This is a genomic window from Streptomyces sp. TLI_55, from assembly GCF_900206255.1.
Classification (GTDB): domain Bacteria; phylum Actinomycetota; class Actinomycetes; order Streptomycetales; family Streptomycetaceae; genus Streptomyces; species Streptomyces aquilus.
Window position 1 is genome coordinate 8,355,709 of the sequence record NZ_OAOJ01000001.1, and the last position, 19,363, is coordinate 8,375,071.

Consider the following 19,363-nt stretch of genomic DNA (forward strand, 5'->3'; position numbering starts at 1 on the left):
GCGGGGGAGACAGATGGGGACGTCGAGGCGTTTGATCAGGCCGTATCGGTGAATTGGTCACGCTCCGCGTACGCGCGCATGCTGCGCAGAGCGAGCAGGAGAACTCCGATGTCGTCCAGATACACAGGGTCGACCAACAGGTCGGCCGGCAACAGGAAGTAGGCGAGGGCGCCCCAGAAGACCCACCGCGGACCGGTCGGCAGCCCGGCCCGCCTCAGGTCCCGCCGGGTGCGCAGGAGTCGTGCGAAAACGACCACGGCCGCGGCCAGCAGGACCGCCGCGATCACCGCGGCGACGACGATCACGGTGCTGGTGTCCACAGGCCCTCCTCGAATCGGGACGTGCCGTATCAGGGTGTGTGCATCTCTTCACGGATTCCCGTTCCCGACACGGGTATGACCGACAAGGCTCGAACCGGTGCCGTCGAAGACCAGTGGGAGTGCAGGGGCGTGGGCCGTCGGGGGTCCGTCATACCCGTGGCCCATCCGAGTGGCACGGTCGGGCGCCGACACCTAGTAATGGTCACCGTAACGTTGCGTGTCGCGCTTCGGGGGCGCAGCAGCGGCCGCATCTCATCCGCTTGGAGAACCGCGCATGACCAGTAGTCCGTCCACACCCCAGTCGAACGAACCCGCCATATCCGTCACGGAGCCGACCAGCCCCCTCGCGCCGACCGGCGACCGAGGGGACGGGAGCGTCCCGGCGTACGGCGACCCGGTCGACGGACTGGTCCGTGCCGCCGTGGCCGATCGCCCCCTGGACGAGGTGGCCCAGCTCATCAGGCTGCTCGAACAGTCACCCCGGTACGCCCGCGCCACCGCCGACGCGCTCCGCGCGGTCGGGGTGAACCGCTCCGTGGACGACGTCACCCGGCTCGTGGTCCTGCTGACCCAGCCGCCGCGGGACGCGTCCGGAGCCGACGAGGCGATCCGCGCCGCGGCCGAGTCCCGCCCGGTCGAGGAGGTGACCCGGCTGATGGCCCTCCTCCAGCAGGCCCCGCTGGAACCCCACTGCGGCCAGGAGGCGGTGCGGGCGGCCGCCACCGGCCGGCCCGTCGAGGACCTCGTGGAGCTGATCGGCCGCCTGGCCGACGAACGCGGCGGCCCCCACCCGCCCCAGCAGCCGCAGGAGACCGCCCCCATGCCGGCCGCGCCGCCTCGCGAGGGGACACCGGTGCCCCGCACGGCACGCGTGCGCTTCCGCGGCGCCACCCCGCCCGCCTGGCCCGCCCGACTGGCCGCACTGGCGCTGCTCGTCTGCGCCGCCGCGTACTTCCCGGCCCACCAGGACGGAGTCTCCCTGCGCCGCTACGGCTTCGTCCTCGGCCTGTCCGGCCTCTGCCTGCTCCTCGCCCTGCTGGTGACCCTGCGCCCGACGGCGCCGCCGCTCACCCTCGCGGTCCTGGTGCCGGCCGCCCTGGCCGCGACCCAGCTGTACGCGGCCCGCTTCGACGCGGGCCGGCTGTCCCACGCCCTCGACCTCACCCTCGCCCCGGCCTGGGCCGCCGGACTGGCCGCCGTGTGCGCGGCCCTCGCCGCGCTGACCGCGCTGGTCGTACGACTGGCCTCCCCGACGCCGCGCCCGAACGCGCCGGAACGCCTGCTCGCGGAGGCCCAGCACCGGGCGGATTGACACGCCGTCGCCCAGAGGCCCTGGCGCCCTGACACCCTGTCGTCTGGTTGCCCGGTCGCCGCCGTCCGGCCCTCGGCCGGTGGCGAGGCCGGGGGCGCCGAACGACGGTCCGACCCCGTCCGTAGGACGGTCAGACCGCGCAGCTCCAGGAGCCCGACGCGGTGCTCCACCTCAGAACCTCCAGCCCTCCGTCGACGACGCGGTGGCCCAGTCCGAGTTCGAGACCAAGATGGACGCCGCCCCGGCCGCCCCGGCCCCTGCGGCAGCGGCGCGGTGCCTACGCTGGCGTCATGACCCATGTGCCCGCGGACCCCACGCCCCCGTCCGAGGTGCTCCGCGCCGCCTACACCGCCTTCGCGGACGTGGTCCGGCCGTTGGAGGACGAGGAGTCCTGGCGGCCGTCCGGCTGCACGGGCTGGGCGGTGCGGGATCTGATCCTGCACTGCGTCTCCGACTGCCAGCGGGCCCTGGTCGCCCTGCACACCCCGGCCGCCGGACCCGCCGACCGTGACGCCGTCACCTACTGGCAGGACTGGCGGCCCGATCCCGCCGGCGCGGCCAACGGGCGGCGCTGGAGCCGGGTGGGCGCCAGCATGTTCCTGGACTTCCGTCAGCTGCGGGAGCTGTACCTGGAGACCGCGGCGGCCACGGTCACGGCCGCCGAGGCGGCGGCCCCGGACCGCCTCGTCGCCACGCAGGGCCATGTGCTCACCGCCGGGAACCTCATGACGACCCTGGCCGTCGAGGCCACCATCCACCACCTCGACCTCGTCGTGGACCTGCCCGGCGTGCCGGGGCCGTCAGCCGTGGGCCTGGCCGCGGTGCGCGCCACCCTGGACGGGCTGCTGGGCCGTCCCGTCCCGGTGGCGTGGAGCGACGAGCACTACGCCCGTGCCGCCACCGGGCGCGCACCCCTCACGGATGCCGACCGCCGCGTCCTAGGAGCCGACGCCGAACGCATCCCGCTGTTCAGCTGACGCCGTCGCCGTCCTTCGGGGGGCGGCGCTTGAGGCGCTCGAAGGTCCGGGTGAGCTGGTGCAGCGGGGACGCGGGCTGCTGCTCGGCGGGCGGCTCGGCCGGGTCGACGGCGCGGCCCTCGCGGTAGGCGGCCAGCGCCTCGTTGGCGCGTTCGGCGGCCTCCCGGTACAGGTCCCGGGACTTGGTCATGGCGTCGAGGGCCTCGGCGTACATGGCGACGAGTTCGCGCTGGCGGGCGAGCTCCTCCTCCAGGGTCAGCAGCCCCCACTTCTCACGCAGGTCGGTGACCGCTTCCTCGGCGTCACCGGGCAACGGCCTGGGGAGCGTGGCGAACCGGGTCAGGACGTCGATCAGCTCCGTGGGCGGCGTCCCGTCGAGGAAGACGCTGCGTACGGAGAACTCGTCGGCGTCGTGACCGGACGGCAGCGGCGGCAGGACGACGGCGCCGCCGCGCGGCACCTGCACGTCGAGGTCCTTCAACGCCCAGTTGACGGCCCGCAGTTGGTGCGGCGCGGCGCGGTGCTCCACCACACGGTGCGCAAGTCCCGGCGGCAGCAGCCCGGCCAGCGGGCGCAGGCCGCGCTCGTCGGGCGTCATGGCCTCGTGCACCACTACATGGACCGCCCACGACTCACGCGCGCAGCTCTTCAGCAGGCGCCGCATCTCCTTGTCGTCCTCGGTGAGCCGGTTGACCTCCCGGAAGCGCACTCCGGCGACCGTGTCGTGATCCCACTGCGCCTCCGGGCCGAGCGGCCAGAACATGCCGACGGGGGAGGGCCAGGACATGTTCCAGGCCCGCTCCGCCTCCGCGACCAGCACCCACTCCTCGTCGGTGAGGGTCAGCCGGGCCCGCACGGTCACCTCGTCCTCGACCCGCCAGCGGGCCTCGAAGACCCGTTCCTCCGGAAGTTCCTGGAAGTCGTCGACGACCCCCTCGTCCTTCAGTTGCCGCAGGTGAGAGGCCCGGAGCACGTCCACCGCGGCGGAGTCGGCATGGCGGCCGCGCACCTGCCACACGGTGGCGGGGGTCGTGGTGGACGGGGCGGTGGTGGGGGAGATCGGCATGAGTCCATCTGGAGGCGGGGGCACGTGCGCCTCCCAGTATCGTCGCCGCGGCCGGCACGACATCGGGCGGGGTCGACAGACGGGACGAGCCCCTGGCGGTCCGGATCACTCGGGGTGTGCGGGGCGCGCTTCGGGTGGGCGTCGTTCACCCGTGTCGCGCGGCCCCCGCGACCACCACAATGACCGGCACGAACAGGGCCCGCCCACCATCCGCATCGGGGCGGGTCCTGTTCGCCGTGGCGCATGCCGGCCCCGGCGGGGGAAGGATGGGTCCATGACCACCATCGCCATCATCGGAGCCGGCCCCGGACTCGGCGCGGCCGTGGCCCGGCGGTTCGGCAGCGAGGGCTTCGACGTCGCCCTCGTCGCCCGCACCCCCGAGCGCGTCGCGGCCCTCGCGGCCGGCCTGACCGGCCAGGGCGTCACGGCCCGCGCCTTCACCGCCGACGTACGCGACCCGAAGGCCCTGGCGGCCGCCCTCGACGAGGCGCGGGCGGCGCTGGGCCCGATCGAGGTCCTCCAGTACAGCCCGGTCCCGCAGCCCGGCTTCATGCGCCACGTCCTGGAGACCACCCACGCCGACCTCACCGGTCCGGTCGAGTTCTCGGTCTACGGTCCGGTCGCCGCGGTCCAGCAGGTCCTGCCCGGCATGCGCGAACTCGGCCGCGGCACCATCCTGTTCGTCAACGGCGGCACCGCAGTCGTCCCGCACCCGGACCGCGCGGGTACGTCGATCGCCTTCGCCGCGGAGAGCGCGTACGGGCATCTGCTGCACGACACCCTCGCGGCCGAGGGCATCCATGTCGCCCAGCTGGTCATCCCCGGCGCGATCATCCCCGGGCACCCCCGCAAGGACCCGGACACCCTGGCGGACACCTTGTGGGAACTGCACCGGGACCGGCACGGGTTCCGGCACTTCGCCGACGACCTCGACTCCTGAAGCCCGGCCTCAGCGGCCGGCGGTGTGCCGGTCCTCCCGGGCCGAGGCCTCCACCAGTGCCGTCAGCAGACCGGGGAAGCGCTCCTGCATCTCGTCGGTGCGCAGGGCGTTCATCTTGGTGGTGCCGACGTAGTACTGACGAATCAGCCCGGCCTCGCGCAGCACGTTGAAGTGGTGCGTCAGCGTCGACCGGGACACCGCCACGTCGAAGGTGCCGCAGCTCATCTCCGTGCCGGCGCCCGCGAGTTGGGAGACCACGGCGCGCCGCACCGGGTCCACCAGGGCCTCCAGCACCTGCTGGAGCGACACCTCCGCCACGGCGGGGTGCTCCACCGTCCGTGCGGCGGTGCGGGGGCGGGCCATGGGGACTCCTTCGGGGCGACTGCGGTCCGGTCATGCTACGGCGGTCGCCCCGGAGGGCCGGCGGTGCTCCGGGTCAGGCGCCCACGTAGGCCGCGAGGTGCTCGCCGGTGAGCGTGGAGCGGGCGGCGACCAGGTCGGCCGGGGTGCCCTCGAACACGATCCGGCCGCCGTCGTGGCCCGCGCCCGGGCCGAGGTCGATGATCCAGTCGGCGTGGGCCATGACCGCCTGGTGGTGCTCGACGACGATGACGGACTTGCCGGAGTCCACCAACCGGTCGAGCAGCCCCAGCAGTTGCTCGACGTCGGCCAGGTGCAGACCGGTCGTCGGCTCGTCGAGGACGTAGACGCCGCCCTTGTCGCCCATGTGCGTGGCCAGCTTCAGGCGCTGCCGCTCACCGCCGGACAGCGTGGTCAGCGGCTGGCCGATGGTGAGATAGCCGAGGCCGACGTCCACGAGCCGCTCCAGGATCTTGTGCGCGGCCGGGGTGTGGGCCTCGCCGGAGCCGAAGAACTCCTCCGCGTCCGTCACCGACATCTCCAGCACCTCGCTGATGTCCCGGCCGCCGAGCCGGTACTCCAGCACCGACGCGTCGAACCGCTTGCCGTCGCAGTCCTCGCAGGTGGTGGAGACACCGGCCATCATCCCGAGGTCGGTGTAGACGACGCCGGCGCCGTTGCAGGTGGGGCAGGCGCCCTCGGAGTTGGCGCTGAACAGGGCCGGCTTGACGCCGTTGGCCTTGGCGAAGGCCTTGCGGATCGGTTCGAGCAGCCCGGTGTAGGTGGCCGGGTTGCTGCGCCGGGAGCCCTTGATCGGGCTCTGGTCCACCGACACCACGCCCGCGTCGAGCGGCACCGAGCCGTGCACCAGCGAGCTCTTGCCGGACCCGGCGACACCGGTGATGACGGTGAGGACGCCGAGCGGGATGTCGACGTCGACGCCCTGGAGGTTGTTGGCCGTGGCACCACGGATCTCCAGCGCGCCGGTGGGCTTGCGCACGCTCTCCTTGACGCCGGCCCGGTCGTCGAGATGCCGGCCGGTGATGGTGCCGGAGGCCCGCAGCCCTTCCAGGGTGCCCTCGTAGCAGACGGCGCCGCCCGCGACCCCGGCGCCGGGGCCGAGGTCCACGACATGGTCGGCGATCGCGATCATCTCCGGCTTGTGCTCCACGACGAGCACGGTGTTGCCCTTGTCGCGCAGGCGCAGCAGCAGGTCGTTCATCCGCTGGATGTCGTGCGGGTGCAGCCCCGCGGTCGGCTCGTCGAAGACGTAGGTGACGTCGGTGAGCGAGGAGCCGAGGTGGCGGATCATCTTCACGCGCTGCGCCTCACCGCCCGACAGCGTGCCGGCCGGACGGTCGAGGGCGAGATAGCCGAGGCCGATCTCGACGAACGAGTCCAGGGTGTGCTGGAGCGCGGTGAGGAGCGGGGCCACCGAGGGCTCGTTGAGGGAGCGGGCCCAGTCGGCCAGGTCCCGGATCTCCATCGCACAGGCGTCGGCGATGCTGATCCCCTCGATCTTCGAGGAGCGGGCACCCTCGGTCAGACGGGTGCCGTCGCACTCGGGACAGACGGCGAAGGTGACGGCGCGCTCCACGAAGGCCCGGATGTGCGGCTGCATCGCCTCGGGGTCCTTGGACAGCATCGACTTCTGGAGCTTGGGGATCAGGCCTTCGTAGGTGAGGTTGACGCCGTTGATCTTGACCTTGACGGGCTCGCGGTACAGGAAGTCGTGCCGCTCCTTCTTGGTGTACTTGCGGATCGGCTTGTCCGGGTCGAAGAAGCCGGACTCCCTGATGACCCGCACCACCCAGCCGTCCCCGGTGTAGGTGGGGATGGTGAACGGGTCCTCGTTGAGCGACTTGGAGTCGTCGAAGAGCTGGGCGAGGTCGATGTCGGTGACCGTGCCGCGGCCCTCGCAGCGGGTGCACATGCCGCCGGTGCGGTTGAAGGTGACCTTCTCGGTCTTGGTCTTCTCGCTGCCCCGGTCGACGGTGAGGCCGCCCTGCGCCGAGACCGAGGCGACGTTGAAGGAGTACGCGCTCGGCGGGCCGATGTGCGGCTTGCCGAGCCGGCTGAACAGGATGCGCAGCATCGCGTTGGCGTCCGTGGCGGTCCCCACGGTCGAGCGCGGGTCGGCGCCCATCCGGCTCTGGTCCACGCTGATCGCCGTCGTCAGGCCGTCGAGGACGTCCACCTCGGGACGGGCCAGCGTCGGCATGAACCCCTGCACGAAGGCGCTGTACGTCTCGTTGATCAGCCGCTGCGACTCCGCGGCGATGGTGTCGAAGACGAGCGAGCTCTTGCCGGAGCCGGACACCCCGGTGAACACCGTCAGCCGGCGCTTGGGGATCTCGATGCTGACGTCCTTCAGATTGTTCTCGCGCGCCCCGTGCACGCGGATCAGATCGTGGCTGTCGGCAACGTGCGGCGCGGCGGGCTGCGAGTCCGTCTTCCTGGCCATGGTGGTCGTCTCTCCTCCGTGGGGCCGGGGCGCTCGGCGGGGCCGAGGCGGCGTGGCTCTCAGGCTAGGTCCGGACCCGTGCCCCCCGCTTCTCCATTCCTGACCGCCCGGACATCGGCGGCGCGACCGCCCGGAATCCGCGGCGCGTTCGGCTCGCAGAATATATCGGCAGCCGATATATTCAGTTTCATGGCACCGAGGAACATGACACAGGCGGCGTTCTTCGTCCTGACCGCCCTGGCCGACGAACCGCGACACGGGTACGGCATCCTGCGCGAGGTCGAGGAGCTGTCCGACGGCACGGTCCAGCTGCGCGTCGGCACGCTGTACGGCGTACTCGACCGGCTCACCGCGGACGGACTGATCGTCCTGGACCGTGAGGAGGTGCAGCAGGGCCGGCTCCGGCGCTACTACCGCCTCACCGACGAGGGGATGCGGGCCCTGGACGCCGAGGCGGAGCGGATGGCCGCGGGCGCCAGCGCCGCCAAGCAGCGCATCGCCGAGGGCCGCAAGGCCGGCGGCACCACCCCGCCCGTCACCGGACCCGGACTCGCGGGAGGCCTCGCATGACGACCCTGCTCGAAGCGCGCTACCGCACCGTGCTGCGCCTGCTGCCCTCCTATTACCGCGAGGCCCGCGAGGAGGAGATGGTCGAGGTCTATCTCTGGGACGTCGACCAGGAGACCCAGGACCAGAGCAGGCCCACCCTCGGCGAGGTCGCCAGCATCGCCGCCCTCGCCGTGCGCAGCAGGCTGGCCACCACCGGGGCGCCCCGGCGCTACGCCGTGTTCGGCTCGGCCGTACGGAACTTCGCGCTGTACGCCGTACTGCTCCAGGCGGCGGTCATCGTCTCCGACGAGGTCCTGCGGGTCACCTGGTCGGCCACCCGCGGTCCCCGGGAATGGGACCTGTTCCTGACCGGCTTCACCGGCAGCGGTCCGCTGCCGACCGTCGTCGCGATCGCCGGATGGGTGCTGCCGCTGCTGTGGACGGTCGGGTTCTTCGCCCTCGTCCACGACCGCCGGCGGCTCGCCCGGGCCGCCGTGCTGCTGGCCGCGCTGCCCTCGCTGTGGCCGCTCATCGAGCCGCTGGTGACCGAGTGGCCGATGTCCGCGCCCTATTTCGCCACGGCCAACGCGCTGTTCGCCTGGCTGCCCGCCCTCGCGGTGTGCGCCGCGTACCACCGCGACGCCCCGCCGGCCACGCTCCCCGTGAGCACCCCCGGGCTGGCCTTCCTGGCCTGCTGTGTCGTCACCGGCGGCTCCGTCGCCCTGCTGCCCACCCTGGCCGACATCGCCTGGGCGCCCGCCACCTGCTTCGTCCTCGCCGCCCTCGGCTGGCTGCTGCTGCGCACCCGCCGTGCGGAACCGGGAACAGGCAGCGGAGCGCTGGCCCTGGCGGTCCTCGGCCTGCTGGTCCTCGCGGTCCGGGCGGCGTCGCTGCTCCTGTGGAGCGGCCTTCCGCTGCCCGCCGTCTACCTCGCCGGCGCGTACGCCCAGGCGGCCGCGCTCACGCTGCTGGTCCTGGTGCTGGGTGTGGTGGCCAGGCGCGACCTCGCCCCCCGCTGACGGGGTCGCGCCGCGCGCTCAGCTGTGGAACTTGATGTAGCCGTTGCCGTCCGGGTCGGACCCGCTCTTGGTGTAGGAGTGGACGTCGGCCCGGCTGCCGGCCGGCTTGAACAGGTAGATCGTGTCCTTGTCGTTGTTCCACAGGAAGTTGCAGTTGTCGCGGTACACGACGTTCTTCGCGTCCGAGTCGGTGCCGTGGCCGCCGCGCAGCTTCACGTAGTCGCCGGGCTGGAGATAGTGGTTCGCGGTGAACTCGAAGTAGTTCCCGGCCGCGTCCTCGACCCAGTACCCCTTGAGGTTCACGGTCTTGGTCGACGAGTAGTTCTTGATCGTCACGTACTCCTCGTCGGTGTTCCCGGTGGCGCAGTTGTTGGAGTCACGGCCGGGCGCGTCGTACTGGACGCCGCGGATCTTCAGCGCGGACGAGTACTCGGTGGCCTGCGCGGGCACGGCGGTGAGCGCGATGAGCGTCCCGGCGGCGGTGGCGGCAGCGGCCGTGGTGGCGGCAAGACGTATCCGCATGAGAAAGCCCCCCTTGTGATGGTTCGGTGAAGAAGAACCTGGAGCGTATACAACCTTCTTGTAGGGTCACGGCCGATTCCCCGAACTGTGACCACGTCAGTGCGGGTAGGCACGCGGCTGCCGCTGTCGGGGCAGTGCGTCGCGGAACTCCGCGATGACGGAGTGGATCTGGCGCATCAGCGCGGTGTCCTCCAGCCGGTCGAGGTAGAGGTTGCGCCGGGCCAGGGCGGGCGCGTCCACGCAGAAGTACAGGGACATCAGGGGGTTGATGAACAGCTCGCTGCCCCGGGTGCGTTCGGTGAAGCGCACATCTCCGAAGTCGCCGCGCACGGCAGCGGCGACGGAGCCGTTGACGATGCTCGGATGGTCCGGGGTGCACTCCTGGGCGTGCGCCACCGCGTCCAGGTACAGGGCGCCCTCGCGGCTGTCGCGCGGCAGGGAGAAGGCGCCCAGGTAACCGCCCTCGCGGTCCAGCGCGGCCAGGTTCTCCAGGACCAGGGAGTGGTTCACGCCGTGATGCGCGTCCACCCCGAACCCCAGGGAGGCGACCAGTCGTTCGGGTACGTCGTCCAGTCCGGCCACCGCCGCCAGGCTCGCCATGTCCTCCTCCGGGGTGCCGAGCCCGTGCTCGTCGCCGCGCAGCAGGATGTCGGTGCCGCCGTCCACCAGGACGATCGCGTCCACCGGACCCAGGTGGTCGAGGAGCCTGCGATAGGCGGCCCGCAGCGGGGCCACCCCGATGAGCGGGAAGGCGTACACCGTTGCGGGCAGGCCCTGCCTCTCCAGCCAGCGGGCGAGGGTGCGCTCGGGGAAGTAGTCGCCGCGGGCGGCGGTGTCGGGGCGTACGGCCGCGACGTCCTGGTCGAGCCACGCGTCCAGGTCCAGGCCGTAGAGGTCCGCGAACGACAGGTTGGCCAGGTGCACCTCCTTTCCGGCGGCCTGAAGGGCGAGCGCCAGCGGCAGCCCGGCGTAGACGTCGAAACCGCCGCCTGCGCCCGCGACGAGAACCCGCCGCGCCGCACGCAGACGGGTGAAGAGGGCAGGCTCGTGAAGGGAGAACACCGCAGGACGCTAACAGGCGATCTTCCGCCCCCGGCGGGCGTGTTGGGGCCGGAAGGCTTGTGGGAGCGCTCCCAACGGGTCAGGATGCTGCGATGACCTCGCCAGCAGTGATCCGCCGGTACCGCCCCGGCGACCGGGCCGCCCTCGACGACATCTGCATCCGCACCGCCCACAACGGCCTGGACGCCAGGCCCGTTTACGCCGACCCCACCATCCTCCCGGCGATCTTCGCGCAGCCGTACGCCGAACTGGAGCCGGACCTCGCCTTCGTGCTCGACGACGGTCGGGGGCAGGCCGTCGGCTACATCCTCGGCGTCGCCGACACCCCCCGCTTCGCCGCGGAGTTCCGCACCAAGTGGCTCCCGCTCGTCGCCGACCGGTATCCGGAGGGCAGTGCCGCCCCCGGCACCCCGGACGAGCTGATGATCCGGCTCCTGCACGACCCCGAGCGGATGATCGTCCCCGAACTCGCCGAGTACCCCGCCCACTTGCACATCGACCTGCTTCCCGAGTGGCAGGGCCGCGGACACGGCAGGGAGTTGATGCGCACGCTCCTGGCGGCCCTGCGGGACCGCGGGGTCCCGGCGGTCCACCTGGTCATGGCGACGGCCAACGTCCCGGCCCGTGCCTTCTACGACCGGCTGGGCTTCCGGGAGATCCCGGTACCGGACCTGGAGTCGGTCGTCTGCCTGGGGCGTACGACTGGAGATCTCGACCAGCTGTAGGCCTCACCATATTACGATGGCCATCGAAGTTCGACGCATGTCGAACTTGAATGCCCGATCGATGGGGGAAGAGTCATGGTCAGGACGGTACGGTTCCACGAGGTCGGCGGGCCCGAGGTGCTGCGGCTCGAAGAGGTGCCGGTCGGCGAGCCCGGCCCGGGCGAACTGCTCATCCGGGTGGACACGATCGGCCTCAACCGGGCCGAGGTGCTCTTCCGCAGCGGCCAGTACATCGAGCCCGTCAAGGAGTTCCCGGCCCGGCTCGGCACCGAGGCCGCCGGCGTCGTCGAGGCCGTCGGCCCGGGTGTGACGGGGTTCGCGGCCGGCCAACCGGTCAGCGTGGTGCCCGCGTTCTCGATGAACGAGTACGGCGTCTACGCCGAGCGCGCGATCGTCCCCGCCCGCGCGGTCCTCCACCGCCCCGAAGGGCTCGACGCGGTGGCGGGCGCCGCCGTGTGGATGCCGTACGTGACGGCGTACGGGGCACTGGTGGAGGTCGCCGGGATGCGGGCCGGGGACACGGTCGTCCTGACCGCCGCCTCCAGCAGTGTCGGCCTGGCCGCGATCCAGGTCGCCCGCAGCGTCGGCGCCGTCCCCGTCGCCACCACGCGCACCCGCGCCAAGGCGGAGGCGCTGCGGAAGGCGGGGGCGGCCGACGTGATCGTGACCGAGGAGGGGGACGTCACCGCACGCGTCCTCGACCGCACGGCCGGGCGGGGTGCCGAGTTCGTCTTCGACGCCGTGGCCGGCCCCGGGGTCGTCGACCTGGCCCGGGCGGTCGCCCCCGGCGGCACGCTGCTGCTGTACGGGGCGCTCAGCGGGCAGCCGACCCCGTACCCGGGGTTCGACCTGGGGATGCCCGCGCTGAACATGCGGACGTACACCCTCCACGAGACGACCCGCGATCCCGAACGGCTGCGCCGCGCCGAGGCGTTCGTCGCGTCCGGGCTGCGCACGGGGGTCTTCGCGCCGGTCGTCGACCGGACCTTCGCCCTGGAGGACATCGCCGAGGCGCACCGGTACATGGAGGCGGGTTCACAGATCGGGAAGATCGTCGTCACCGTCGACCACCGGTGAACGTGCGAAGGGGCCGGGGAGTGCACCTCCCGGCCCCTTCGCCTCGCCTACGGCAACTCGCTCACGCGCCGCTGGCCTTGAGCATGTCCTCGCGCTCGACGATCTTCACGCGCTCGCGGCCCTGCGGCTCGCCCAGCGCCTTCTCGGCGGCGTCCAGCTGGTACCAGCCCTCCCAGGTGGTGAAGCGGATCTCGCGCTCGGCGAGGAATGCCTCCACGGCCTCGGGAGCGGGCGAAGCCGGCTTCTGGAGACGCTCGTTGGCGAAGTCGTCCAGGAGGTTGGCGACCGTCTCGTTGGCGTCGCCCTTGGTGTGGCCGATGAGGCCCACCGGGCCACGCCGGATCCAGCCGGTGACGTACGTCGACGGGAAGTGCTCGCCGTTCTCCTGGAGGACCCGGCCGCCCTCGTCCGGGACGGTGCCCGAGTCGATGTCCCAGGGCAGCTTGGGAAGCTTGTCGGAGAGGTAACCGACCGCGCGGTAGACCGCGTCGACGTCCCAGTCGGTGAACTGGCCGGTGCCCTTGACGTTGCCGGTGCCGTCCAGCTCGGTGCGCTCGGTGCGCAGGCCGACGACCTTGCCGTCCTCGCCGAGGATCTCCGTCGGGGACTCGAAGAAGTGCAGGAACAGCTTGTGCGGGCGGTCGCCGATGTCGCGGATCGCCCAGTTCTCCAGGGTCTTGGCGACCATGTCGACCTGCTTGTTGCCCCGGCGCTCGGCGATCGAGCCCTCGTCGTAGTCGATGTCCTCGGGGTTGACGATGACCTCGATGTTGGGGGAGTGGTCCAGCTCGCGCAGCTCCATCGGGGAGAACTTCGCCTGCGCCGGGCCACGGCGGCCGAACACGTGTATTTCGACGGCCTTGTTCGCCTTGAGGCCCTCGTAGACGTTCGGCGGGATCTCGGTCGGCAGCAGCTCGTCCGCCGTCTTGGCGAGGATGCGGGAGATGTCGAGCGCCACGTTGCCCACGCCCAGGACCGCGACCTTCTCCGCCTCCAGCGGCCAGGTGCGCGGGACGTCCGGGTGGCCGTCGTACCAGGAGGCGAAGTCGGCGGCGCCGTAGGAACCGTCGAGCTCGACCCCCGGGATCTTCAGCTCGCGGTCCGCCATGGCGCCGGTCGAGAAGATCACCGCGTCGTAGAACGCGCGCAGGTCGTCCAGGTGGATGTCCGTGCCGTAGTCCACGTTGCCGAAGAGGCGGACCTGCGGCTTGTCGAGGACCTGGTGGAGAGCCTTGACGATGCCCTTGATACGGGGGTGGTCGGGGGCGACGCCGTACCGGATCAGCCCGAACGGGGCGGGCATCCGCTCGAAGAGGTCGATGGACACACCGGGCTCGGCGGCCACGTCGGACTTGAGCAGAGCGTCGGCGGCGTAGATGCCGGCCGGGCCGGCGCCGACGATGGCTACCCGCAGGGGGCGGGGCATGATCAGGTTCCCTTCGAGAGGCGACAAGCGATCTCGACGGGAAGCCTAAACTAAGGCAAACCTAAGTGGGTACGCGGGTCTGGTCTATGAGCTCATAAGGCTACTTTATGACCTGAACGGGCTGTGCGAGCACTCTCTCATGCGGCGCGGGAACTCGATCACGGGCATCGGACAACAGCAGTCGACCATGCCCATGACCTCAAGGGAACCGCATGCAATCGACAGGCGATCCGCGCGTCGAGGACCTTCCCGACGTCGTTCCCCGCGACGGCGTCGAGTCCGACGCCGCGGTCGTCGAGCGATCGCGGGAGGAGCCCGATGCCTTCGAGATCCTCTTTCACCGATACGCCGACGACATCCACCGCTACGCGTCCCGGCGGCTCGGCGCCGAGGCGGCCGACGACCTGATGGCCGAGACCTTCGTCATCGCGTTCCAGCAGCGCCACCGCTACGACCTGTCGCGGCCGCAGGCCCGCCCGTGGCTGTACGGGATCGTCACCAACCTCGTCGGCCGGCACCGGCGCGCCGAGGCGCGGCGGCTCAGGGCGTTCTCGCGGGTCGCCACGACGGGGACCGGAGACGGTGGCGAGGCGCTGGCCGACCGGGTGGTGGCGAGGGTCGGTGCCGAGCACTCCCGCGCCCAACTGGCGAGCGCGCTCGCGAAGTTGCCCGCGCGGTACCGGGACGTGCTGCTCGTGATCGCCTGGGGCGATCTCGACTACGCCGAGGCCGCCGAGGCCCTCGGCATCCCCGTGGGCACGGTGCGCTCACGGCTCAACCGGGCGCGGACCAGGCTGCGCGAGGCACTGGGCGGGGCGGACCCCACAGCCCTGCACGAGGAGAACGAGGAGACCGGTCGTGGATGACCTCACTGCGGTACGCGAGTTCGAGGCCGACGTGGCCCCTCTCACCGGCGACGCCCGTTTCGCGGCCCGCGCCCGGCTGCGGCGCGCCATCGTGCGGGAGGGCCGCCCGGGCGATCTGTCGCGGCGGCTGATGCTCAGGGTCGCGGTGGTGGGGACCGCCACCGCGGCGGTCGCCGGTGGTGCGGTCGTGGCCGGGCGGCACCACGGGGACGGAGGCGCGGACGGCTCGCGGATGGGAACGCTCAGCGCGGCCGAGCTGCTGCACAAGGCCGCGGCGCGATCCCGTGCCGACAGTGCCGGGACGCCGATCCCGCGCGACGACCAGTACGTGTACACGAAGATGTTCATCACCCGGACCTATGTGAAGGGCGGGAAGCGCAGGACCTGGACGGACGAGAGCTGGATGTCCGTGGACGGCTCCAAGCCCTCCCGGCGCCAGGAGTACGGCAAGGTCCACCGCGATCCGCCCCTCGGCAAGCACCAGGTGATGTGGCCGCCGACCGAGTACGCCGAGCTGGCGCAGTGGCCGACGGAGCCGGACGAGCTCCTGCAGCGGCTGCGGATGGGCAAGGGCGGCGACGATCGCATGGCGTTCGTGAACGCCGTCCAGTTCTTCGTGGTGCCGCGCGCCATGCCGCCTGGGCTGGAGGCCGCGACCTTCGAAGCGGTCGCTCTGATCCCCGGTGTCCGGACCGACCGCGAAGCGGTGGACGCGCTCGGCCGCCAGGGGGTCGCGGTCTCCTACCCGACGTTCGACTTCGCGTTCCTCTTCGACACGAAGACCTACGCCTACCTCGGGTTGAACGTCGACGGCGGCACCGGGGAGATGGTGGACGGCCGGATGAGGTTGCGTGACCGGTATCACGAGCTGCGGGCCCGGCAGGAGACGGGCGTTGTCGACCGCATCGGACAACGCCCGTAGACAGCTGCCGGCTCCCGGTCAGCCGATGTGGTAGCTGTCGCCGTACACCTTCCAGTCCAGCGGCGTGTTCAGGTCGAGGTTGCCCTTGCGCAGGAACACCCGCTGGGCCGTGTCGACGCGGCTGGTGTCGCTGTGGGCCTCCTCCTGCTTCATGGCCCACACCCGGGCGTCCAGGAAGGCGTTGAGGTAGGTGACCTCGTCGCCGCCCTGGGCCGGGGGCCGGGCCCGGTTCAGGGCCCGCGCCCGGATGTTGCGGAAGCTGGTCGGGTCGTCGCCGTCGCCGTGCATGACGATGGCGTCGTAGTAGGCGAACTGGCCGAGCACGCGCAGTCCGTCGGTCTTGCCCTGACGGACCGCGGGGTTGAAGTACACGCGGTCGCGCTCGTCGTCCTGGGCCCGCCGGAACTCCGCGTCCTGTGCGGCCCGGCGCCAGTCCGCCGGGAAGTTCGGGTCCAGACCGGAGTGCGAGTCGCTGCCGTTGACCCGGCGGAGCGCCGGCAGATAGCGGGCGAGGACGTTGCCGGGTTTGCGGTCGGTGTAGAGCTCGACGAGGTCGAGCATGTCGCCGGTGCCCGAGCAGAACCCGATGATGCCCGCGGTGTAGCCGCGGCCGTCTCCGATGTCCTCGATGTACTTGTACTGCGCCTTCCAGTCGAGCGAGGAGTTCTCCGCGCTCGACACCAGTTTCATGGCGATCTCCTTCTTCGCCGGGTCGTCGAGCCCGACCGCGGCCGAAGCGGCGGCGGCACGGGGGGAGTTGTTAAGGAGCGGGACCGACGCCAGGGACGCGCCGATCAGGGTGAGGAGGGTGCGGCGCGAGGTGCGCGCGGGGTGCTTCACGGCGGCTCCAAAGGGAGGTGGGGGGTGGGGAGTTGGCCGTACGTGACACTGATAGGAAGGTTTCCTATCAGACGCCGCGCGCGAAGAACAGCCCTTCGGCAGAAGGTTCGTACCAATGAACGAGAGGGGCCGGGCTACGGCACCGGCTGCTCCGCCCAGATGACCTTGCCCCCGGGCGTGTACCGCGTGCCCCAGCGGTCGGCGAGCTGCGCGACCAGGAACAGGCCGCGGCCGCCCTCGTCCGTCATCGCCGCGTAGCGCAGATGGGGTGAGGTGCTGCTGCTGTCGAAGACCTCGCAGATCAGGCTGCGGTCGTACAGCATCCGGACCCGGATGTGATCACCGCCGTAGCGGATCGCGTTGGTCACCAGCTCGCTCAGGATCAGCTCGGTGGTGAACTCCAGGTCCTCCAGGCCCCATTGGGCCAGCTGCCGGGTGACGTCGGCCCGGACCCGCCCGACCGCCGCCGGGTCGGACGGCACCTGCCACTCGGCCACCCGGCCGGGATCGAGCGCGCGGGTGCGGGCCACGATCAGGGCGATGTCGTCGCTCGGGCGGGCCGTCAGCTTGGAGTCCAGCACCACCTGGCAGGTCTCCTCGGGCGTCTCCCCGGCCCGCTCCAGCGCGGCGGCCAGCAGCTCCAGACCCACGTCGATGTCCCGCTCCCGGTCCTCGACCAGCCCGTCCGTGTACAGCACCAGCCTGCTGCCCTCGGCGAGTTCGAGGTCGACGGTCTCGAACGGCAGACCGCCCAGGCCCAGCGGGGGACCGGCGGGCACGTCGGGGAACTCCACGCTGCCGTCGGGGTGGATCAGCGCGGGCGGCGGATGGCCGGCGCGGGCCAGGGTGCAGCGCCGGGAGACGGGGTCGTAGACGGCGTACAGACAGGTCGCGCCGGTCACCGGGGCGCTGTCGCCCTCCTGGGTCTCGTCCTGGTCGATGCGGCCGACCAACTCGTCCAGCAGGACCAGCAGTTCGTCGGGCGGCAGGTCGAGCGAGGAGAAGTTGTGGACCGCGGTGCGCAGCCGGCCCATCGTCGCCGCCGCGTGCAGCCCGTGGCCGACGACGTCGCCGACGACCAGCGCGACCCGGGCGCCGGACAGGGGCAGGACGTCGAACCAGTCGCCGCCCACGCCCGCCTGCGCGGGCAGATAGCGGTAGGCGATGTCCAGGGCGTTCTGCTCGGGCAGGCTGCGCGGCAGCAGGCTGCGCTGGAGCGTGACCGCCATGGTGTGCTCGCGCGTGTAGCGGCGGGAGTTGTCGATGGAGACCGCCGCCCGTGCCACCAGCTCCTCCGCCAGGGCCACTTCGTCGGTGTCGAAGGGCTCCGCCTTCTGCGAACGCCAGAAGTTGACCACGCCCAGAACCAGCGCGCCCGCCCGCAGCGGCACGGCGATCAGCGAGTGGATGCCGAACTCCAGGACCTGCGAGGTGCGTTCCAGATCCTGGGCCCGCCAGCCCGGCGACTCCGCCAGCCGGGATTCCAGGACCGCCTGACCGGAGCGCAGGGCACGGGCCTGCGGAGCGGACGCCACCAGCCGCATCCGCTCGCCCACCGGGTACAGCGGCGCGTCCTTGCGGATGCCGCTGAACGCCGTACGACGCAGCTCCGTCCCCGCCTCCGGCTGCCCGCCGCCGAGCACCGCGTCGAACAGGTCCACGGTGGCGAAGTCCGCGAACCGGGGTACGACCAGCTCCGCCAGCTCCTCGGCGGTACGGGTGACGTCCAGGCTGGTGCCGATGCCCACCCCGGCGTCGTACAGCATGTTCAGCCGCTCCCGCGCCGCCTCCGCCCGGCCCGACAGGGCCCGCAGCTCCGTGGAGTCGCGCAGGGTCGCCACGGTGCCCGCCGGGCCGCCCTCCAGCTCCGTGGCCCGCTGGTTGATGACCAGCAGCCGGTCGCCGACCAGGTGCACCTCGTCCGTCGCGACCCGCCCGGAGGCCAGCAGATCGGCGGTGTCCGGCGGCAGACCGAGCTCGGCGACCTGTCGGCCCTCGGCGTCCGCGGGCAGGTGCAGCAGCCGCTGCGCCTCGTCGTTGACGAGCAGGAGCCGGCCCTCGCCGTCCGCTATGAGCACACCCTCGCGCACCGAGTGCAGCACCGCGTCGTGGTGTTCGTACATGCGGGTCATCTCGTGCGGACCCAGGCCGTGCGTCTGGCGCTGCAACCGTCTGCTGACCAGGGCCGTGCCCGCCGTGGCCACCGCGAGTCCGCCGGCCGCCATCGCGATCAGCAACGGCAGCTGCTCGTCCGCGGCGCCGCCCACGTGGGCCGTGGTGATACCGGCCGACACCGCGCCGACCACCTTCCCGTCCGGGTCCTTGATCGGCACGATCGCCTGCACCAGCTGCCCGATGGTCCCGTTGATCTCCTCGGTCACCACGTGCCCGGCCAGTGCGGGTTCGAGATTGCCGACGAACTTCTTCCCGATACGGTTCGGCTTGGGGTGCGTGTAGCGGATGCCGTCGGTGTTGAGTACGACGATGAAGTCGACGCCGGTCGCCTTGCGCGCGGCCTCGGCCCGGGGCTGCAGCACCGCGGTCGGATCGGGGTCGTCGAGCGCCTCACGGGTGCCCGGCGCGTTGGCGAAGGCCTGGGCGACGGCGACCGAGCGGTTGCGGGCCTCGGTCGTGCTGTCGTGCCGCACCTGGAGCACCAGGGCCACCACAGCGGCCACGACCAGCAGCAGCACGATCACGACCTGGAGGACGAACACCTGTCCGGCGACGCTGCGTCCGCCCAGCGCCGACCGTACCTCCGGCCGCGCGCGCCGCGACGGGCCTGCGTCACGCTGCGAGAGTCGGCCCATGTGCCATGTCTACACTGCACGGCCCCAGGAGGCGAGGGGCGTCACGGTCCGTGACACGACCTGCACGACACTTCCGCACCGCAGGTCCGGTGGTTCCGGCCGCCGC

18 protein-coding genes are annotated in these 19,363 nt (G+C 71.9%); 9 read left to right on the forward strand and 9 right to left on the reverse strand.

Annotated elements, in window-relative coordinates:
• Positions 1-35: 35 nt before the first annotated feature.
• On the reverse strand, positions 36-320 hold the full coding sequence (locus tag CRP56_RS38260; RefSeq protein WP_097271999.1) for a DUF1232 domain-containing protein: 285 nt from the start codon (positions 318-320) through the stop codon (positions 36-38).
• 274 nt (positions 321-594) lie between these two features.
• On the opposite strand from CRP56_RS38260, the gene CRP56_RS38265 reads away from it, so the two are divergent.
• Positions 595-1,632 (forward strand): hypothetical protein, encoded by a 1,038-nt coding sequence (locus tag CRP56_RS38265; RefSeq protein ID WP_179851220.1) that lies wholly within the window; start codon positions 595-597, stop codon positions 1,630-1,632.
• A gap of 290 nt (positions 1,633-1,922) precedes the next feature.
• The gene (locus tag CRP56_RS38270; protein ID WP_097272001.1) at positions 1,923-2,609 is read left to right on the forward strand and encodes a maleylpyruvate isomerase N-terminal domain-containing protein; all 687 of its coding nucleotides are present in this window, start codon (positions 1,923-1,925) and stop codon (positions 2,607-2,609) included.
• Here the strand turns inward: CRP56_RS38270 and CRP56_RS38275 are convergent.
• Positions 2,602-3,675, reverse strand: coding sequence for a hypothetical protein (locus tag CRP56_RS38275; protein ID WP_097272003.1), 1,074 nt, complete (start codon positions 3,673-3,675; stop codon positions 2,602-2,604). The genes CRP56_RS38270 and CRP56_RS38275 overlap by 8 nt on opposite strands.
• A gap of 274 nt (positions 3,676-3,949) precedes the next feature.
• Here CRP56_RS38275 and CRP56_RS38280 point away from each other — a divergent pair, with 274 nt between their 5' ends.
• Positions 3,950-4,615 (forward strand): SDR family NAD(P)-dependent oxidoreductase, encoded by a 666-nt coding sequence (locus CRP56_RS38280; RefSeq protein ID WP_097272005.1) that lies wholly within the window; start codon positions 3,950-3,952, stop codon positions 4,613-4,615.
• Positions 4,616-4,624: 9 nt separating this feature from the next.
• Here the strand turns inward: CRP56_RS38280 and CRP56_RS38285 are convergent, their stop codons facing one another.
• Positions 4,625-4,978 carry an ArsR/SmtB family transcription factor gene (locus tag CRP56_RS38285; RefSeq protein ID WP_097272007.1) on the reverse strand — a complete coding sequence of 118 codons (354 nt, stop codon included), beginning with the start codon at positions 4,976-4,978 and terminating at the stop codon, positions 4,625-4,627.
• A 73-nt stretch (positions 4,979-5,051) separates the two neighbouring features.
• Positions 5,052-7,439: an ATP-binding cassette domain-containing protein gene (locus tag CRP56_RS38290; protein ID WP_097272009.1), complete on the reverse strand. Its 2,388-nt coding sequence runs from the start codon at positions 7,437-7,439 to the stop codon at positions 5,052-5,054.
• A gap of 204 nt (positions 7,440-7,643) precedes the next feature.
• Here CRP56_RS38290 and CRP56_RS38295 point away from each other — a divergent pair, with 204 nt between their 5' ends.
• Entirely contained in the window at positions 7,644-8,009 is a 366-nt protein-coding gene (locus CRP56_RS38295) for a PadR family transcriptional regulator (RefSeq protein ID WP_097272011.1), read from the forward strand.
• Positions 8,006-9,007, forward strand: coding sequence for a hypothetical protein (locus CRP56_RS38300; protein WP_097272013.1), 1,002 nt, complete (start codon positions 8,006-8,008; stop codon positions 9,005-9,007). Before CRP56_RS38295 ends, CRP56_RS38300 begins: the two co-directional genes overlap by 4 nt.
• 18 nt (positions 9,008-9,025) lie before the next feature.
• Here CRP56_RS38300 and CRP56_RS38305 read toward each other — a convergent pair whose 3' ends face one another.
• Positions 9,026-9,529: a lamin tail domain-containing protein gene (locus tag CRP56_RS38305; protein ID WP_097272015.1), complete on the reverse strand. Its 504-nt coding sequence runs from the start codon at positions 9,527-9,529 to the stop codon at positions 9,026-9,028.
• A gap of 96 nt (positions 9,530-9,625) precedes the next feature.
• Complete coding sequence (locus CRP56_RS38310; RefSeq protein ID WP_097272017.1) at positions 9,626-10,591, reverse strand: DUF1152 domain-containing protein; 966 nt, start codon at positions 10,589-10,591, stop codon at positions 9,626-9,628.
• 92 nt (positions 10,592-10,683) lie between these two features.
• Between CRP56_RS38310 and CRP56_RS38315 the strand changes: the two genes are divergently transcribed.
• Together CRP56_RS38315 and CRP56_RS38320 are read left to right on the forward strand one after the other, a co-directional pair.
• Complete coding sequence (locus CRP56_RS38315; protein ID WP_097272019.1) at positions 10,684-11,316, forward strand: GNAT family N-acetyltransferase; 633 nt, start codon at positions 10,684-10,686, stop codon at positions 11,314-11,316.
• 75 nt (positions 11,317-11,391) lie between these two features.
• Complete coding sequence (locus CRP56_RS38320; protein ID WP_097272021.1) at positions 11,392-12,393, forward strand: zinc-dependent alcohol dehydrogenase family protein; 1,002 nt, start codon at positions 11,392-11,394, stop codon at positions 12,391-12,393.
• 61 nt (positions 12,394-12,454) lie between these two features.
• Here CRP56_RS38320 and CRP56_RS38325 read toward each other — a convergent pair whose 3' ends face one another.
• Positions 12,455-13,819, reverse strand: coding sequence for an FAD-dependent oxidoreductase (locus tag CRP56_RS38325; protein WP_097272023.1), 1,365 nt, complete (start codon positions 13,817-13,819; stop codon positions 12,455-12,457).
• Positions 13,820-14,031: 212 nt separating this feature from the next.
• Between CRP56_RS38325 and CRP56_RS38330 the strand changes: the two genes are divergently transcribed.
• Positions 14,032-14,685 (forward strand): RNA polymerase sigma factor, encoded by a 654-nt coding sequence (locus CRP56_RS38330; protein WP_097272025.1) that lies wholly within the window; start codon positions 14,032-14,034, stop codon positions 14,683-14,685.
• A complete protein-coding gene (locus tag CRP56_RS38335; RefSeq protein WP_097272027.1) occupies positions 14,678-15,607 on the forward strand; it encodes a CU044_5270 family protein in 930 nt (309 codons plus the stop codon). Before CRP56_RS38330 ends, CRP56_RS38335 begins: the two co-directional genes overlap by 8 nt.
• A gap of 18 nt (positions 15,608-15,625) precedes the next feature.
• On the opposite strand, the gene CRP56_RS38340 is transcribed toward CRP56_RS38335, so the two are convergent.
• Positions 15,626-16,447 carry a chitosanase gene (locus CRP56_RS38340; RefSeq protein ID WP_097272029.1) on the reverse strand — a complete coding sequence of 274 codons (822 nt, stop codon included), beginning with the start codon at positions 16,445-16,447 and terminating at the stop codon, positions 15,626-15,628.
• Between the two features lie 134 nt (positions 16,448-16,581).
• Positions 16,582-19,257, reverse strand: a complete 2,676-nt coding sequence (locus tag CRP56_RS38345; RefSeq protein ID WP_097272031.1) for a SpoIIE family protein phosphatase/ATP-binding protein — start codon at positions 19,255-19,257, stop codon at positions 16,582-16,584.
• Positions 19,258-19,363 lie beyond the last annotated feature (106 nt).

What these genes read in the sequence shown, in the direction of transcription:
- CRP56_RS38265 (WP_179851220.1), top strand. Translation starts at nt 595, where the DNA reads ATGACCAGTAGTCCGTCCACACCCCAGTCGAACGAACCCGCCATATCC.
- CRP56_RS38270 (WP_097272001.1), top strand. Translation starts at nt 1,923, where the DNA reads ATGACCCATGTGCCCGCGGACCCCACGCCCCCGTCCGAGGTGCTCCGC.
- CRP56_RS38275 (WP_097272003.1), bottom strand. Translation starts at nt 3,675, where the DNA reads ATGCCGATCTCCCCCACCACCGCCCCGTCCACCACGACCCCCGCCACC.
- CRP56_RS38280 (WP_097272005.1), top strand. Translation starts at nt 3,950, where the DNA reads ATGACCACCATCGCCATCATCGGAGCCGGCCCCGGACTCGGCGCGGCC.
- CRP56_RS38285 (WP_097272007.1), bottom strand. Translation starts at nt 4,978, where the DNA reads ATGGCCCGCCCCCGCACCGCCGCACGGACGGTGGAGCACCCCGCCGTG.
- CRP56_RS38290 (WP_097272009.1), bottom strand. Translation starts at nt 7,439, where the DNA reads ATGGCCAGGAAGACGGACTCGCAGCCCGCCGCGCCGCACGTTGCCGAC.
- CRP56_RS38295 (WP_097272011.1), top strand. Translation starts at nt 7,644, where the DNA reads ATGACACAGGCGGCGTTCTTCGTCCTGACCGCCCTGGCCGACGAACCG.
- CRP56_RS38300 (WP_097272013.1), top strand. Translation starts at nt 8,006, where the DNA reads ATGACGACCCTGCTCGAAGCGCGCTACCGCACCGTGCTGCGCCTGCTG.
- CRP56_RS38305 (WP_097272015.1), bottom strand. Translation starts at nt 9,529, where the DNA reads ATGCGGATACGTCTTGCCGCCACCACGGCCGCTGCCGCCACCGCCGCC.
- CRP56_RS38315 (WP_097272019.1), top strand. Translation starts at nt 10,684, where the DNA reads ATGACCTCGCCAGCAGTGATCCGCCGGTACCGCCCCGGCGACCGGGCC.
- CRP56_RS38320 (WP_097272021.1), top strand. Translation starts at nt 11,392, where the DNA reads ATGGTCAGGACGGTACGGTTCCACGAGGTCGGCGGGCCCGAGGTGCTG.
- CRP56_RS38325 (WP_097272023.1), bottom strand. Translation starts at nt 13,819, where the DNA reads ATGCCCCGCCCCCTGCGGGTAGCCATCGTCGGCGCCGGCCCGGCCGGC.
- CRP56_RS38330 (WP_097272025.1), top strand. Translation starts at nt 14,032, where the DNA reads ATGCAATCGACAGGCGATCCGCGCGTCGAGGACCTTCCCGACGTCGTT.
- CRP56_RS38345 (WP_097272031.1), bottom strand. Translation starts at nt 19,257, where the DNA reads ATGGGCCGACTCTCGCAGCGTGACGCAGGCCCGTCGCGGCGCGCGCGG.